Source organism: Mycobacterium conspicuum, from assembly GCF_010730195.1.
Lineage (GTDB): Bacteria > Actinomycetota > Actinomycetes > Mycobacteriales > Mycobacteriaceae > Mycobacterium > Mycobacterium conspicuum.
The window spans coordinates 2,975,488-2,988,512 of sequence record NZ_AP022613.1 but is presented as its reverse complement, the minus strand read 5'-3'; the positions used below and the strand labels follow the sequence as shown (position 1 = coordinate 2,988,512).

17 protein-coding genes are annotated in these 13,025 nt (G+C 67.3%); 10 read left to right on the top strand and 7 right to left on the bottom strand.

Annotated elements, in window-relative coordinates; genetic code table 11:
- Window positions 1-3 precede the first annotated feature (3 nt).
- The 3 genes from G6N66_RS13930 to G6N66_RS13920 are packed head-to-tail and all read left to right on the top strand — an operon-like array spanning window position 4 to window position 2,016.
- Window positions 4-1,008: a zinc-binding dehydrogenase gene (locus G6N66_RS13930; RefSeq protein ID WP_085234546.1), complete on the top strand. Its 1,005-nt coding sequence runs from the start codon at window positions 4-6 to the stop codon at window positions 1,006-1,008.
- A 37-nt stretch (window positions 1,009-1,045) separates the two neighbouring features.
- Window positions 1,046-1,492 (top strand): SRPBCC family protein, encoded by a 447-nt coding sequence (locus G6N66_RS13925; RefSeq protein ID WP_085234545.1) that lies wholly within the window; start codon window positions 1,046-1,048, stop codon window positions 1,490-1,492.
- 20 nt (window positions 1,493-1,512) lie between these two features.
- Window positions 1,513-2,016, top strand: a complete 504-nt coding sequence (locus tag G6N66_RS13920) for a YbhB/YbcL family Raf kinase inhibitor-like protein (protein WP_232079301.1) — start codon at window positions 1,513-1,515, stop codon at window positions 2,014-2,016.
- 4 nt (window positions 2,017-2,020) lie between these two features.
- Here the strand turns inward: G6N66_RS13920 and G6N66_RS13915 are convergent, their stop codons facing one another.
- Window positions 2,021-3,580 carry a phytoene desaturase family protein gene (locus tag G6N66_RS13915; RefSeq protein WP_085234543.1) on the bottom strand — a complete coding sequence of 520 codons (1,560 nt, stop codon included), beginning with the start codon at window positions 3,578-3,580 and terminating at the stop codon, window positions 2,021-2,023.
- Window positions 3,581-3,617: 37 nt separating this feature from the next.
- On the opposite strand from G6N66_RS13915, the gene G6N66_RS13910 reads away from it, so the two are divergent.
- Window positions 3,618-4,214, top strand: coding sequence for a TetR/AcrR family transcriptional regulator (locus G6N66_RS13910; RefSeq protein ID WP_085234542.1), 597 nt, complete (start codon window positions 3,618-3,620; stop codon window positions 4,212-4,214).
- Here the strand turns inward: G6N66_RS13910 and G6N66_RS13905 are convergent, their stop codons facing one another.
- Both G6N66_RS13905 and G6N66_RS13900 read right to left on the bottom strand, forming a co-directional pair.
- Window positions 4,215-4,760 (bottom strand): TetR/AcrR family transcriptional regulator, encoded by a 546-nt coding sequence (locus G6N66_RS13905; RefSeq protein ID WP_085234541.1) that lies wholly within the window; start codon window positions 4,758-4,760, stop codon window positions 4,215-4,217.
- Complete coding sequence (locus tag G6N66_RS13900; protein WP_085234540.1) at window positions 4,757-5,086, bottom strand: DUF962 domain-containing protein; 330 nt, start codon at window positions 5,084-5,086, stop codon at window positions 4,757-4,759. Before G6N66_RS13900 ends, G6N66_RS13905 begins: the two co-directional genes overlap by 4 nt.
- Window positions 5,087-5,171: 85 nt before the next feature.
- Between G6N66_RS13900 and G6N66_RS13895 the strand changes: the two genes are divergently transcribed.
- A complete protein-coding gene (locus G6N66_RS13895) occupies window positions 5,172-5,987 on the top strand; it encodes an alpha/beta fold hydrolase (protein WP_085234539.1) in 816 nt (271 codons plus the stop codon).
- Here the strand turns inward: G6N66_RS13895 and G6N66_RS13890 are convergent.
- Complete coding sequence (locus G6N66_RS13890) at window positions 5,984-6,886, bottom strand: LysR family transcriptional regulator (protein WP_232079300.1); 903 nt, start codon at window positions 6,884-6,886, stop codon at window positions 5,984-5,986. The genes G6N66_RS13895 and G6N66_RS13890 overlap by 4 nt on opposite strands.
- A gap of 92 nt (window positions 6,887-6,978) precedes the next feature.
- Here G6N66_RS13890 and G6N66_RS13885 point away from each other — a divergent pair, with 92 nt between their 5' ends.
- Window positions 6,979-7,371, top strand: coding sequence for a tautomerase family protein (locus G6N66_RS13885; RefSeq protein WP_085234537.1), 393 nt, complete (start codon window positions 6,979-6,981; stop codon window positions 7,369-7,371).
- Window positions 7,368-8,333 carry an NAD(P)H-dependent flavin oxidoreductase gene (locus G6N66_RS13880; protein ID WP_085234536.1) on the top strand — a complete coding sequence of 322 codons (966 nt, stop codon included), beginning with the start codon at window positions 7,368-7,370 and terminating at the stop codon, window positions 8,331-8,333. Before G6N66_RS13885 ends, G6N66_RS13880 begins: the two co-directional genes overlap by 4 nt.
- Here G6N66_RS13880 and G6N66_RS13875 read toward each other — a convergent pair.
- From G6N66_RS13875 to G6N66_RS13865, 3 genes are read right to left on the bottom strand one after another with little or no spacing between them, the layout of a single operon-like run.
- Entirely contained in the window at window positions 8,327-9,040 is a 714-nt protein-coding gene (locus tag G6N66_RS13875) for a hypothetical protein (RefSeq protein WP_085234535.1), read from the bottom strand. The two genes, G6N66_RS13880 and G6N66_RS13875, sit on opposite strands and share 7 nt — an antisense overlap.
- 15 nt (window positions 9,041-9,055) lie before the next feature.
- Window positions 9,056-10,501, bottom strand: coding sequence for a class I adenylate-forming enzyme family protein (locus G6N66_RS13870; RefSeq protein ID WP_085234534.1), 1,446 nt, complete (start codon window positions 10,499-10,501; stop codon window positions 9,056-9,058).
- The gene (locus G6N66_RS13865) at window positions 10,483-11,211 is read right to left on the bottom strand and encodes a hypothetical protein (protein ID WP_232079299.1); all 729 of its coding nucleotides are present in this window, start codon (window positions 11,209-11,211) and stop codon (window positions 10,483-10,485) included. The genes G6N66_RS13870 and G6N66_RS13865 overlap by 19 nt, the downstream gene beginning before the upstream one ends.
- Window positions 11,212-11,317: 106 nt before the next feature.
- Between G6N66_RS13865 and G6N66_RS13860 the strand changes: the two genes are divergently transcribed.
- The 3 genes from G6N66_RS13860 to G6N66_RS13850 are packed head-to-tail and all read left to right on the top strand — an operon-like array spanning window position 11,318 to window position 12,953.
- A complete protein-coding gene (locus G6N66_RS13860; RefSeq protein WP_085234533.1) occupies window positions 11,318-11,800 on the top strand; it encodes a carboxymuconolactone decarboxylase family protein in 483 nt (160 codons plus the stop codon).
- Window positions 11,801-11,817: 17 nt separating this feature from the next.
- On the top strand, window positions 11,818-12,459 hold the full coding sequence (locus G6N66_RS13855; protein ID WP_085234532.1) for a nitroreductase family protein: 642 nt from the start codon (window positions 11,818-11,820) through the stop codon (window positions 12,457-12,459).
- Window positions 12,459-12,953, top strand: coding sequence for an SRPBCC family protein (locus tag G6N66_RS13850; RefSeq protein ID WP_085234531.1), 495 nt, complete (start codon window positions 12,459-12,461; stop codon window positions 12,951-12,953). Before G6N66_RS13855 ends, G6N66_RS13850 begins: the two co-directional genes overlap by 1 nt.
- Window positions 12,954-13,025: the final 72 nt, after the last annotated feature.

Genomic DNA, 13,025 nt, shown 5'->3' with positions numbered 1-13,025 from the left:
GCGATGCGCGCAGTAGTCATCACCAAACACGGCGACCCGTCGGTCCTCCAGGTTCAGCAGCGGCCCGACCCGCCACCGCCCGGCCCGGGCCAGCTGCGCATCGGGGTGCGAGCCGCCGGGGTGAACTTCGCCGATCACATGGCGCGCGTCGGGCTCTACCCGGACGCGCCGAAGCTACCGGCGGTGGTCGGCTACGAAGTCGCCGGCACCGTCGAGGCCGTCGGCGACGGTGTCGATCCGGGCAGAGTCGGCGAACGGGTCTTGGCCGGAACCCGTTTCGGCGGCTACGCCGAAATCGTCAACGTGTCGGCCAGCGACTCGGTGACGCTGCCCGAGGCGGTGAGCTTCGAACAGGGCGCCGCCGTTCCGGTCAACTACGCGACCGCATGGGCAGCCCTGCACGGCTACGGGTCGCTGCGCGCCGGCGAGCGGGTGTTGATCCACGCCGCGGCCGGCGGCGTCGGAATCGCGGCGATCCAATTTGCCAAGGCCGCCGGGGCGGAGGTGCACGGCACCGCGTCGCCCGGCAAGCATCAGAAGCTGACCGAGCTGGGTGTGGACCGCGCCATCGACTACCGCCGCGACGGCTGGTGGAAGGGCCTGGGCCCCTACGATTTGGTGCTCGACGCGCTCGGTGGCACGTCGCTGCGGCGGTCCTATGCTCTGCTGCGTCCGGGCGGAAGGCTTGTCGGCTATGGGATTTCGAACCTGCAGCAGGGCGAGAAACGCTCGCTGCGCACGGCGGCGCCGCAGGCGTTGGCCATGCTGCGCGGATTCAACCTGCTCGACCAACTCTCCGAGTCCAAGGCCGTGATCGGCCTGAACATGTTGCGGCTGTGGGACGATCGCGGCACCCTCGAGCCCTGGATCACTCCGTTGAAAAAGGCGCTCGACGACGGCACCGCCGCCCCGATCGTGCACGCCGCCGTGCCCTTCGCCGAGGCGCCCGAGGCGCACCGGATCCTGGCCGCGCGGGAGAACATCGGCAAGGTCGTGCTGGTGCCGTAAGCGTTTGGATGGCTGCCCCGGCGGCTATGCGTCCCGCATGGCTGTCAGCGATTCCCGTGAAGTCGTCATCGAGGCGACGCCGGACGAAATCATGGACGTATTGTTCGACCTCGAATCACTACCCGAATGGTCCTCGGCGCATAAGAGCGTGGAGATCCTGGAGCGCGACGACCAGGGCCATCCGAGCAAGTCCCGCCAGGTCGTGAAAGTCGTGGGCGTCAGCGATGAGCAGGTGTTGAAATACTCGGTGCACGACGACGGAGTGAGCTGGACGCTGGTCAGCGCCAAACAACAACGCAGGCAAGATGCCCGGTACACGCTGACCCCCGAGGGCGATTCCACTCGGCTGCAGTTCGACCTCACCATTGACCTGAGCGTGCCCGTGCCGGGATTCTTGATCAAGAAGGGAGCCAAGGGCTTGATGGACACGGCGACCGACGGCCTGCGCAAACGAGTGCTGGCGGTCAAAAAGGGCGGCAAATAGCGATGAATTCCGCTCGGCGAATGATCGTCCTTTTCGCGGGTCTGGCGGTGGTCGGCTCCGGTGGCACCAGCGCGGCGGCGCCATCCGGGCCACTGACGATCACGAGTCCCGCCTTCGCCAACGGGGCGCCGATACCCGCGCAATACACCTGCAGGGGGGCCGATGTCGCGCCGCCGTTGGCCTGGTCGACGCCGTCGGGCGCGGCCCTGGTTGTCGACGACGTGGATGCTCCCGGCGGGGTGTACGTGCATTGGATCGTGACCGGAATCGCCCCCGGCTCGGGCAGCAGCGGCGATGGCCAGATCCCGGGTGGCGGCAGCGCGGTGCCGAACTCGGCCGGACAGGCCGGATACAACGGGCCCTGCCCGCCGGCGGGCACCGGGCTGCACCATTATCGATTCACGCTCTATCAGCTCCCGGCCGGCTATCAGCTGCCCGGTGGACAGGCCGCCGGTCAGGCGGCGCGCACGATCGCCGGCGCGGCGACCGGACAGGCCCAGCTGGTCGGAACGTTCGGGGCGTGACGGCCTACTGGTCGTCGAGCACCTGATAGCCCGCGTTGTACCCGGGGGTGAAGGTGATACCCGGGCCGCCGTGGCATCCCGCACCGCCGAGGTAGAGGCCGTCGATCGGAATCGGCATGTCCAGGAATCCCTTGGGCCCGGGTCGATTTGGCCCCATCAGGTCGGGGTGCAGCAGACCGTGGCAAAAGTCGCCGGCGGGCGCACCGAACATGGTGTTCATGTGATAAGGCGCAAACGTGATGTGGCGGATCACGATGTCCTTGAAGTTCGGGGCGAACCGGGTGATCTTGTCGATAACACGTTGGGTCATCTCCTTTTTCAGGTGCCCATGCTGCTCTCGGCCGACTTCCACCGGGAAGGCGTAGGCGAACGCGCTCGCCGCGTGCTTCCCGGGCGGCGCCATGCCGGGATCGTGCACCGACGGGATCTGCATGCCCATCGACGGATTGTCCGGCACCAGCCCCCGCCGACACATCTCCCACTGCCGTTGCTGCTCCTCGGGTGAACCGAAGATGCCGACCGACTGCTGCATGCCCTCCTCGTTGAGGAACTCATACGGCGGCGCGAACTTGGGCAACCCGTCCAGAGCGAAGTGCAGTTGCACGAAGGACGCGCGGTGGTCGCGGTCGGAAACCCGCGAGACCAGTTCCGCCGGAACGTGTTCGGGCGCGATGAGCTCGGTGAGCGTGACGTCGGGCGAGAGGTTGGATACCACGATCGGGGCGGTGATCGTCGACCCGTCGCGCAGGCGAACGCCCTGCACCGTGCCCTTCTCGACCAGAATCTGCTCCACCTTGGTGCGGAATTTGATTTCCCCGCCGTGGGCAACGAAGAGCTCGTGCAGGTGTTCGGTGAGTGCGCCGATTCCGCCCTTGAGCTTGCTCATCATCGCGGTGCTGTCGTCCGGCACCGCGAGCGCGAACGCCAAACACGTTGCGCTGCCGGGGGTATAGGGTCCGCGATAGGTGGAGTTGACGGCCAGAAACGCCAGCATGCCGCGCATGACGGCGTGCTTGTCCTTGTCCGGCAGGTATCGGTCGATCACGTCCATCGCCGAGCCGAACAGGACTTCGTGAATCGCGCGGCGTTCGGCCTCGTTGGCCGCGCACGCGTACATTTCGTCGAGGGTTTTGGGGGGCTGGCGAACGTCAAAGCGCCCCAGCGCCTTTGCCGGCCCCTGGCTCCAGGCGATCAGCTCGGCCATGCCCATGACGGCCTCGACGCCGTGCTTCTCGCCGAGATGGGTCATCAGCTGCATCGGGTCGCGATAGAAGACCATCGGCTCTTCGCCGTTTTCGCCGATGTTGATCGACATCACGTCCGGCTCGATCTCGGGCAGCGTGTCGAGCCCCAGGTCCTTGGTGATCTGGCTGGCCATCGGGAACTTCACCGATCCGGCGATCTCGTAGCGGAAGCCGTCGATCAATTCGACCGTTGCGGCCATCCCCCCGGCGTAGGTGTTCGCCTCCAGGCACACGGTGCGCAGGCCGGCCCGTTGCAGAATCGCCGCGGCGGCCAGCCCGTTGTGCCCGGCACCCACGACGATCGCGTCATAATCTGTCATGCGTGACAGAATATGTCAGTACTGACATGATTGGAAGGTGTCTGCGATAAACCGTCACGAACAGCGCCGACGATCGACGCATGAGGCGCTTCGCCAGGCCGCGCTGAAATGCTTCGCCCGCAAGGGGTTTTCCAACGTCACGGTGACGGAGCTGGCCGCCGAAGCCGGCGTCACCGAGCGGACGTTCTTCCGGCACTTCCCCACCAAGGAAGCGGTGCTGTTCCAGGACTACGAGACGCAGCTGCAATGGCTGGCCGACGCCCTTGCCCGGCGCCCGGCCGGTGAGTCCCTGTTCGACGCGGTCCTGGCCAGCGTCGCGGCCTTCCCGCACGACCTCGAGGTGGTCCGCCAGGCCGCGACCGCCCGCGCCGAGCTGATCGACGCCGACCGGATCGCGAGCCATCTGCGGGTGGTGCAGGCGTCTTTCGCCGACGTGCTGACCGCGTTCGTCAGAAGGCGCAATCACGACGCGGCGAACGTCGACCTGGCCGCGGAGGTGGCAGGGTCGGCTCTGGCGGCGGCACTGGTGGTGGCGGTCGAGAACTGGGGCCGCAATGGTTGCGCCGACGACCTGGGTGAGCTCGTGGCGGCGAGCCTGGATTTGGTGCGCTCCGGGTTTGCCGCGCTGGCCTGATTAGCCCCGGTCGCCGGTGGCCAGCCGAATCAGCCCGTCGCGCAACGCCTTGTCGGGCTTTCCGGCGGCGAGCTCGACCAGGGCGATTTCGGCGATGGCCGCGACGAGCAGCGCGGCGATCGGTTCCGGTCGCGACCACTCGAGCGCGACCAGATCGGGCAGCAACAGCGTGGCGCCGGTCTCGTTACGTGCCGTAACCAGGTCGCTGAGCCCGGCCTCGGTGCGCGACTGCACGAGCAGCGCTTTGGTGGCCGCATCCGCCAGGCACCCGTCGAGGTAGGCCGTGAGCCCCGCCTGGAGCCGGTCTCGCCCGGGCGGCAGGTCGGCCATGGCGGCGACGATCGATTCCTCCAGCTGGTCGTGGAATCGGACGTGCAGTGCCCGCACGTAGTCGGTTCGGCTGGGCCAGTGCTGATAGAAGCTGCCCTTGGCCATACCCGCCTCGGCGACGATCGCGTTGACGGAGATCCTGGCGAGGTCGGAGGTGCTCAGCAGGCGCTGTCCGGCGTCCAGCAGCGCGTTGCGGCCGGGTTCGGGCGGTCTCACGCGGCCCTGCGCCTGCTGCGTCGCGCCAGCATCTCGCCGTACTGCTCGCACACGTGGATCACCCCGGTCAGTTGATACGTGATCCATCCCTTGTGCGTGGAGGGCAGGTTCTTCTCGAACAGTCGGTGGCCGACGATCTGCATGGCCCAGCCTCCGATGAACATCGTGGCGCCCACCTTCGGCTTGGCGAACAGCAGCGGCATGCCGGCCGCGATGATCGGCGTGCCGATCAGATGGGTCGCCCGCACCCCCTTCGAGGTGTGCTGGCTGCGGTAGTAGGCCATCTTGTCGGCAAATGGGGCATCCGGCGGCGGGGCTGGTGGCATCGCGGAGTCCTCCTTGTCGGCGCGTGTCTCCCGTTGTAGCGTAGGCGTTGACCGACCAGTCGGTCAACGCCTGGAAAGGGGACCCATGACCACCATCCAAACCCGCGCCGGCCGCGTCGCCTATCGCGAATCGGGCAGTGGTCCAACGGTTTTGCTGCTGCACGCGACGCTGCACGACCGACACGACTACGACCCCATCGTCGATACGCTGGCCCGGCGCTACCGCACCATTGCGGTGGACTGGCCCGGCCATGGGGATTCGGATCCGCTGGACGCCGCCATGGAGCCGACCGCGCCGCTGTTCGCCGATGTGCTCGAAGACGTCGTCGACGGCCTGGGTTTGTCGCGCGCGGTGTTGATCGGCAACTCGGTGGGCGGGTTCGCCGCCGCACGGTTGGCGATCACCCGTCCGGAGTTCGTTGCGGGTTTGATCCTGGTCAACACCGGCGGCTTCGTTCCGCTCAATGCCGTGTCGCGCACGTTCTGCCGGATTATGAGCGTGCCCGCGATGTGGCGCGCCGCTCCCCTGTTCGTCCGTGGCTACATGAAGGCCCGGACCGACAGCGACCGCGCCATCGCCGAGCGCACGATCGCCCGGGCACGGACCGACGACGGCGTCCGGACCGCCACGGGGTTGTGGCGAAGCTTCGCCACCCCCGAGCACGACCTACGCAGCCGCGCCGCCGGGCTGTCGGCGCCCACGCTCATCGTCTGGGGCAAGCGCGACATCGCGATACCGCTGAGCTCCGGGCGGATAGCGCACGACGTCATCCGTGGCTCCCGATTCGAGATCCTCGACACCGGCCACGTGGTCTTCTCGTCCGACCCGCAGGGGTTTCTCGCCGTCGCCGAGCCGTTTTTAGACTCGGCGAGCCGGCGCGAAAGTCCCCAGTTTCGTTAGTGATTGGGGACTTTTGCGTCTGCTGGCCGCATGGGACGCGCGGCGCTTTCCACCGCTGCCTCGACGAAGCGGCGCAGCACGGCATTTCGGGGGCGCGGCAGATACGCCAGCCCGACCGGACTGGCCGGTGCGTTGCGCAGCGCGATGAACTTCACGCCCGGGTGGATGTTGCGCCTCATCGCCACATCGGGAATTACGCCGATGCCGCGGTCGGCGGCCACCGATTCCAGCCACTCGTCGAAATTCGTTGTCTCGACCACGGTTTGCGGCCCTTCGCCTTCGGGCCACGACCACGGCCCGGTGGTGCCGCTGGCGGTGTTGACCACCAGCGGCCACCGCGGCACCTCGGCCCAGTCCAATTCGGCCCTGCCGGCTAGGCGCGAGTGAACCGAACACACCGCCACCCGTGACTCGTCGAACAGGTGCACAACCTGTACGGCGGTGGACGCGACGTGCCCGCGCACCACGGCGATGTCGACCTTGCCTTGCTGCACGCCGGTCAGCGCATCGTCGGTGCGGACCAAACTGACCCGCGTCCCGGTGGCGCGCTCGAACCGTGCCACGGTGTCCTGCGCCCACGGGTCGGGCAACAGCCAACTGAAGCCCAGCCGGAGGCTGGCCTGGCGTCGCACGGCGGCGAAACCGCGCTCCAGCTCGGCCAGCACACGTTCGACGTGGTCGAGGAACCGCTGTCCGGCCTTCGTGGTCTCGACGTGGCGCGAACTGCGGTCCAGCAGCGCCACACCGAGGGCGTCTTCCAACTGCTGAATGGTGCGGCTCAGCGCGGGCTGGGTAATGCTCAGCTCGTCGGCGGCGAGGGTGAACGACTTGAGTCGCGCGACCGCCTCGAACACCCGCAGGTGGCGCAGCTCGACGCGGTTACCCGCAAACCCGTTCATGCGTGACAAGCATAGATGCATTACAGCAGGCATTTCACCGGGGATTTCCGTGGACCTAACGTCGGTTGCAACGACAACGGAAGGGAGGCAAAATGCCGCTGCTGTACATCGACCTCATCGAGGGTCGCACGCCGGCCGAGGTCACGGAACTGCTGGACGCAATCCACGACGCGGTGGTCGACGCGTTCGGGGTCCCGCTGCGCGACCGCTACCAGGTGGTGCGCACCCATCCGGCCCACGAGATCGTCGCCTGGGATACCGGTCTGGGCATCGAGCGCTCATCGCGGTTGGTGGTGGTGCACGTGGTGAGCCGGCGACGCACCCGCGAGGCGAAGGAAAAGTTCTATGAACTGCTCGCGTCCAATCTCGCCGAACGGTGCGGGACGGACCCGGCAGACCTGATCGTATCGATCACCGAAAACGGCGACGAGGACTGGTCTTTCGGCCACGGGCGCGCACAGTTTCTGACGGGAGCGCTGAAATGACACTGGATACCCGCCTGACCACATTCCTCGGGATCGAACACCCGATCCTGCTTGCGCCGATGGCGGGGATATCGGGGGCTAGCCTGGCCGCGGCGGTGAGCGCAGCGGGCGGCCTGGGTCTGATCGGCGGTGGTTACGGGGACGCCGAATGGTTGCGGTCGCAAATCGGCCAACTCGGCGGCGCACGAGTCGGATTCGGGTTCATCACCTGGAGGCTGGCCCGCGACCCGGGGCTGCTCGACGTGGTAGTGGCGCAGCAACCGGCGACGATCATGTTGTCGTTCGGTGAGCTAGCGCCGTTTGCCGAGCGCATCCAGGCGGCCGGCATTCCGCTGACGGCACAGGTGCAAAACCTCGAGCACGCACGACGGGCGCTGGACGCCGGCGCGGACGTCATCGTCGCGCAGGGCGGCGAGGCGGGCGGCCACGGCATGACGGTGCGCTCGACCTTCACGCTGGTGCCCGACGTCGTCGACCTCGTCGCCGAACGCTCGCCGGAGACGGTGGTGGTGGCGGCCGGGGGCGTCGGCGATGGTCGGGGGCTGGCCGCGGCGCTCGCACTCGGCGCCGACGGGGTCTTGGTGGGCACCAGATTTTGGGCGTCCCAGGAAGCGTTGGTGTCGCCGCGCGCGCACGAACGGGCCATCGAGGCCAGCGGCGACGACACGCTTCGCACCCGGGTGTATGACATTGTGCGACAACTGGATTGGCCCACCGAGTACAACGCGCGGGCGCTGGGAAACGCCTTCCTCGACACCTGGCACGGAAACGAAGATCAACTTTCGGCGTCGTTGCCCGACGCGGTGGACACCTTCCAAAAGGCCACGGCCGCAGAGGACTTCGACACCGCCGCCGTGCTTGTCGGCGAGGGCGTGGGTGGCATTCGCGACGTCCGCCCAGCCGCCGACATCGTGCACGAGATGGTCCGCGACGCGGCGCGAATCCTGAACCGCGCTCAGTAGAGCGGTGACCAGTTCGACGTCCGAAGCAGCCGGCTCTCCCATTGGTCACGGTATTTCAGCGCCTCGACCATGTAGCTGCCGGGCTGCCGGTGTTCGGGCGCGGTCTCGGTGGTCAGTAGGCGAACGAGCGCGGCGTAGTCGTTGACTTCCTCAATCTTTTGCCACAGCATCGCTTCTCGACGCCGGTAGCTGCCGTGCGCGACCTGAAAGCACGCCTGGATATCGAGGATGCGCATCTCCCTGGGGGCCTTGGACAGCACCCGGTAATAGATTTCGTCCCACATCCGGATGTAGTAATCGAGCGGAGCGTGCGGCCAGCCGGTGTCCTCCATGAACAGGCTCAGCGGATGTGTCGCACCATCGGTGGGCACCGCGGCCAGGTCGACGGTCTGCAACGGTGACCACTCGACCGGAAGCAGCAACTTCCCCGTCACGTCGTGGCGCAGGTGATCCAGCTCGCGCATCCACGGGTTGAGATCCCCGCTCCGCACCCGGCGATCGAGCCGCTCCCAGGCGGCGCCGTCGGCGATTGCGGTGACGGTGACGACGTTGTAGGAAACCCCGGAGCCGTGAGCATGGTTCGCATACCAAAGCAGCCGCGCGTCGTCCCCCTCGGCGAGGGTAGGCATCCAGCCCTCGCGGTAGGCGGCCTCGAATTCTTCCTCGCGCGCACCGACCACCTGGTGGGTCTCGTGAAGGAAAAGCATTGCTACTCCTACGTTTCAGGCGTGCTCGGCGATCAGCGCGGCGATCTGGCGGCGGCTGACCTTGCCGGTGTCGCTGTATGGAATCTGGTCGACGATCGCCAGCCGCTCCGGCAGCTTGAAGTAGGCGATCAGCTCGCGGCAATGCGAGCGCAGTTCGTCGAGCGTGACCGGAGCGCTGGCCACCACCGCGGCGCCGACCCGCTGGCCGAGTTCGTCGTCGGCGATCCCCGCGACCGCGACGTCGGTGACCGACCGATGGGAACGCAGCGCCTCCTCCACCTCGATCGGCCCGAACTTCTCTCCCCCGCGGTTGATGGTGTCGCTGAGCCGGCCGCTGGGAAAGATGTAGCCGTCGGCGTCCTGGCGGCCCAGGTCGCCGGTGTGCAGCCAACCACCCATGACGTTCTGTGCGGTGTGCACCCACAGCTCGCCGACGGTCCCGGGCGCGACGTCCTCGCCGGTCGCGGGGTCGACCACCCGAACCTCAACCCCGGGTAGCGGCCGGCCGACGGATCCCGCCCGGGCGGGATCGCGGTGATCGGCGGGCAGCAGCGTGGTGTACGCGCCGAGCGTCTCGGTCTGACCAAACACGTTGGTAAAAGCCACGTTTGGCAGCGCGTCCATTGCCCGCCGCACCAACGCGATCGGCGCGGCGGCGGCGCCGTAGGCGATGGCCACCAACGACGTGAGATCCGTGTCGGCGAAGTCGGGATGATCAAGGATGCGTTGCAGCATGGTCGGCACCATGAAGGTCATGGTGATCCGGTGCGCGGACACCAGCCGTAGCCACTCGCCGGCGTCGAAGCGGGTCTGTACCACCAAGGTGTTGCCCGCATAGAGGCTGCCGAGCACGCCCAGGGAACCGCCGACGTGGAAGAACGGGACGCACATCATCCCGACCGTTGGTGTGGCGTCCGCGCGAAACGGCGCCGACATCCCCCCGACCCGCGCGCTCAGTTGGCCGCTGGTGATGCTGACCGCTTTGGGGAGTCCGGTGGTGCCGCTGGTGAACAGGATCAAAGCGTCTGCGGTGTCGGGGATTTCGCTCACCTCGGGCACCGGGGGCGAGTCGCCGGCCAAATCGCTGTCCGTGACAACGGTGGTCGCCCCCGCGTCGCGCAGCCGGTCGGCATAGGCCTGTCCCGCGACGCCGACCCCCGCACAGCCGGCGTTCTTCAACAGCCCCTTCAGTTCCGGCGGCGTCAGGGCCGGGTTCATCAGCGCCGCCGCGGCGCCGAGGCGTGCGGCCGCGAACAGTGCCGCGATCGATAGCCGGCTGCCGCCATCCACGACGGCGACCCGGTCGCCGGCCACCACGCCGCGCGCGGCCAGAGCCGCCGCGCACTGCCGGACGGTCGCCGCGAGATCGCCGTAACTCACCGAGCACCCGTCGACGATCAGAGCGGTCCGGGTGGGATCGCTTGCGGCGGCGGCCTCGAGGCTTAAAACAGCGGAGACCACTCGGACGTCCGCAGCAACCGGGAGGTCCACTGATCGCGCAGATCCAGGGCATCGTGCATCCAAGTCCCGGGGGCGCGGTATTCGGCGGGGATGTGGGTCCGGAGCAGATCCAGCAGGGCCTCCGGCTTGCTGATGCGTTGCATCAGGATCACCTCACGACGCACGTGGCTGCCGAGGGCGGGCTGGAACGCCGCGTGCATCGACAACATCGACGTCGGCTCCTCGAGGCTTTTGGCGTACACCTCGCCGCAGCGGACGATGTATTCCTCGAACTTGTCCTCGTAGGGCCACATGGTGTCTTCCATGTAGAGGCTCATCTCGTGCTCTCGCCCGTCGACGGGCACGTCTTCGAGCACGACTTCAGGTAGGGGCGACCACGGTAGCGGCACCAGCAGCTTGGCGTCGACCTCATGGCGGAGTTCGTCGAGGCCGCGCATCCAGTCCCGCAGATCACCCTTTTGCACGCGGTGGGTCAAGCGTTCCCATGCCGCGCCGTCGCGGACCGCGGTCACCGTGATCACGGTGTAGGCGGGGCCGCTGCCGTGCGCCTGGTTGGTGTACCAGAGCAGCCGGGCCTCGTCGCCGTCGGCGAGCATGGGCATCCAGCCGTCGCGAAATGCCGCTTCGAATTCGTCTTCAGCGCGCCCGCGCACCTTGTGCACCTCGTGCATGAACAGCACGCCCTGACCTCCCAGATCGGGGCGCTGCACCGCTGAACGCCCTTAGCTCGGACGGTATAACGCGGGTCGACGTATGCACAATTACCGGTGGTGGATGACCTAGACAGTCGAGCCGAGAATCTGGTTTCCTCAGCTAATGGCTCGACTTGAGGTACCGGATGGTCCGGGCGGCGAAGCCGCCATGATCTGGACGCTGCGGCCGCAGCTCGGCGGCATGGTCGAGCGGATGATCCGGGGCGCATACCAGCAGAGCATCCTGCCGGCCGACGAACGCGAGTTGGCGAGGATGCGAATCGCACAGATCAACGACTGCGTCGCGTGCTCGGGCTTCCGCGCCCCCTCGGTACTGGATGCCGGTGTGGCACAAGAGCTTTACGACAACGTCGCGGACTACGCCAGCTACTCCGGCTACACGCCGCGGCAGCGTCTCGCCATCGAGTACGCCGATCGCTTCGCCACCGACCACGCATCGATGGACGACGAGTTCTTCGAGCGGCTGCGGGGCGTGTTCTCGGATGAGGAAATCCTTGATCTCACTTTGTGTGTCGCGGTTTTCCTCGGCTTGGGCCGGTCGCTGACCGTGCTGGGCGTCGACCAGTCGTGCGCCATCGATATTTGAAACTCGAAAGGAACTCCATGGATCTGGCGACGGTCGACGAACTGCTCACCACGACGCGGGCCGTGCGGAAACGGCTTGACCTCACCCGCCCCGTGGGCCGCGAGGTCATCCTCGAGTGCATCCGGCTGGCCATGCAGGCGCCGACGGCCAGCAACACCCAGGACTGGCGTTGGATCGTCGTCACCGATCCCGACAAGCGTGCGGCGATCGCCGAGATCTACAGCAGCATCGGCGCGCAGTACCTGGCGTACGCCGCACAGAACGCGACGGATCCGCAGACACAACGGGTGTACCAGAGTGCGATGAGCCTCACCGACACCCTCGCCCAGGTCCCGGTCCACGTCATCCCCTGCATCGAGCAGCGCATCGACGGCGCCGAACTCGGGATCGCCGCGGCGGCCTGGGCGTCGATCATCCCGGCCGGCTGGAGCTTCCTGTTGGCGCTTCGTTCGCGCGGTTTGGGGTCGGTGTGGACGACGATGCATCTGTTCAAGGAAAAGGAAGTGGCCGAATTGCTCGGCATTCCCGAGACGGTCACGCAGGCCGCGCTGTTCCCGGTGGCCTACACGATCGGCACCGACTTTCGGCCGGCCGCCCGGCCGCCCGCGGAAAGCATCACTTACTGGGACACCTGGGAACAACCGAGTGGAGATGGCTGATGCAGTCCTACACCGTGCGATTCCACGTCGACGCGCCCCCAAAGAAGGTGTGGCGGGTCCTGCATCCGCCGGTGCCGCCGGACGCGCCGCGCCCGCGGGTCCTCGAATGGCCCGGCGGCAGCATGGAAATCCTCAACGAAGGCAACGAGGCCGGCGAGGGCCTGGTCCGCACGTGCATCTTCGAAGTCCCCAAGTATCTGCTGTCCGGCGGCAGGGCGCGGTCGTGGGAAACGGTGACGGAGGCCGAAATCAACAGGCTGTCGCGGTATATCGCGGTCGGCGCGCCGCTGTGGTCGCGCGCCGAGGGCTACCACGAACTCGAGGAACAACCCGATGGCACCACCGTGCTGACGTTCCATGAGACCTATCACGCCTACAACCCGGTGCTGCGGTTCTTCCTCGAACGCCCCGTGCACGCGAGAATCTCCCGCGACAACCTCAAGGTGTACGAGCACGCACTGGGCTATGCGGGCACCGTGCGGCGGCTGAGCTAGCCGCATTGACTCTGCGCTGATGGCGGGCGCTACTCGCACTTCTCCGCCATAGCCGCAGAGTCAACGGGTGTG

Bases quoted from the DNA above. Each gene is read 5' to 3' on its own strand.
- G6N66_RS13930 (WP_085234546.1), top strand. From the start codon at position 4: ATGCGCGCAGTAGTCATCACCAAACACGGCGACCCGTCGGTCCTCCAG.
- G6N66_RS13925 (WP_085234545.1), top strand. From the start codon at position 1,046: ATGGCTGTCAGCGATTCCCGTGAAGTCGTCATCGAGGCGACGCCGGAC.
- G6N66_RS13920 (WP_232079301.1), top strand. From the start codon at position 1,513: ATGATCGTCCTTTTCGCGGGTCTGGCGGTGGTCGGCTCCGGTGGCACC.
- G6N66_RS13915 (WP_085234543.1), bottom strand. From the start codon at position 3,580: ATGACAGATTATGACGCGATCGTCGTGGGTGCCGGGCACAACGGGCTG.
- G6N66_RS13900 (WP_085234540.1), bottom strand. From the start codon at position 5,086: ATGCCACCAGCCCCGCCGCCGGATGCCCCATTTGCCGACAAGATGGCC.
- G6N66_RS13895 (WP_085234539.1), top strand. From the start codon at position 5,172: ATGACCACCATCCAAACCCGCGCCGGCCGCGTCGCCTATCGCGAATCG.
- G6N66_RS13890 (WP_232079300.1), bottom strand. From the start codon at position 6,886: ATGAACGGGTTTGCGGGTAACCGCGTCGAGCTGCGCCACCTGCGGGTG.
- G6N66_RS13885 (WP_085234537.1), top strand. From the start codon at position 6,979: ATGCCGCTGCTGTACATCGACCTCATCGAGGGTCGCACGCCGGCCGAG.
- G6N66_RS13880 (WP_085234536.1), top strand. From the start codon at position 7,368: ATGACACTGGATACCCGCCTGACCACATTCCTCGGGATCGAACACCCG.
- G6N66_RS13875 (WP_085234535.1), bottom strand. From the start codon at position 9,040: ATGCTTTTCCTTCACGAGACCCACCAGGTGGTCGGTGCGCGCGAGGAA.
- G6N66_RS13860 (WP_085234533.1), top strand. From the start codon at position 11,318: ATGGCTCGACTTGAGGTACCGGATGGTCCGGGCGGCGAAGCCGCCATG.
- G6N66_RS13855 (WP_085234532.1), top strand. From the start codon at position 11,818: ATGGATCTGGCGACGGTCGACGAACTGCTCACCACGACGCGGGCCGTG.
- G6N66_RS13850 (WP_085234531.1), top strand. From the start codon at position 12,459: ATGCAGTCCTACACCGTGCGATTCCACGTCGACGCGCCCCCAAAGAAG.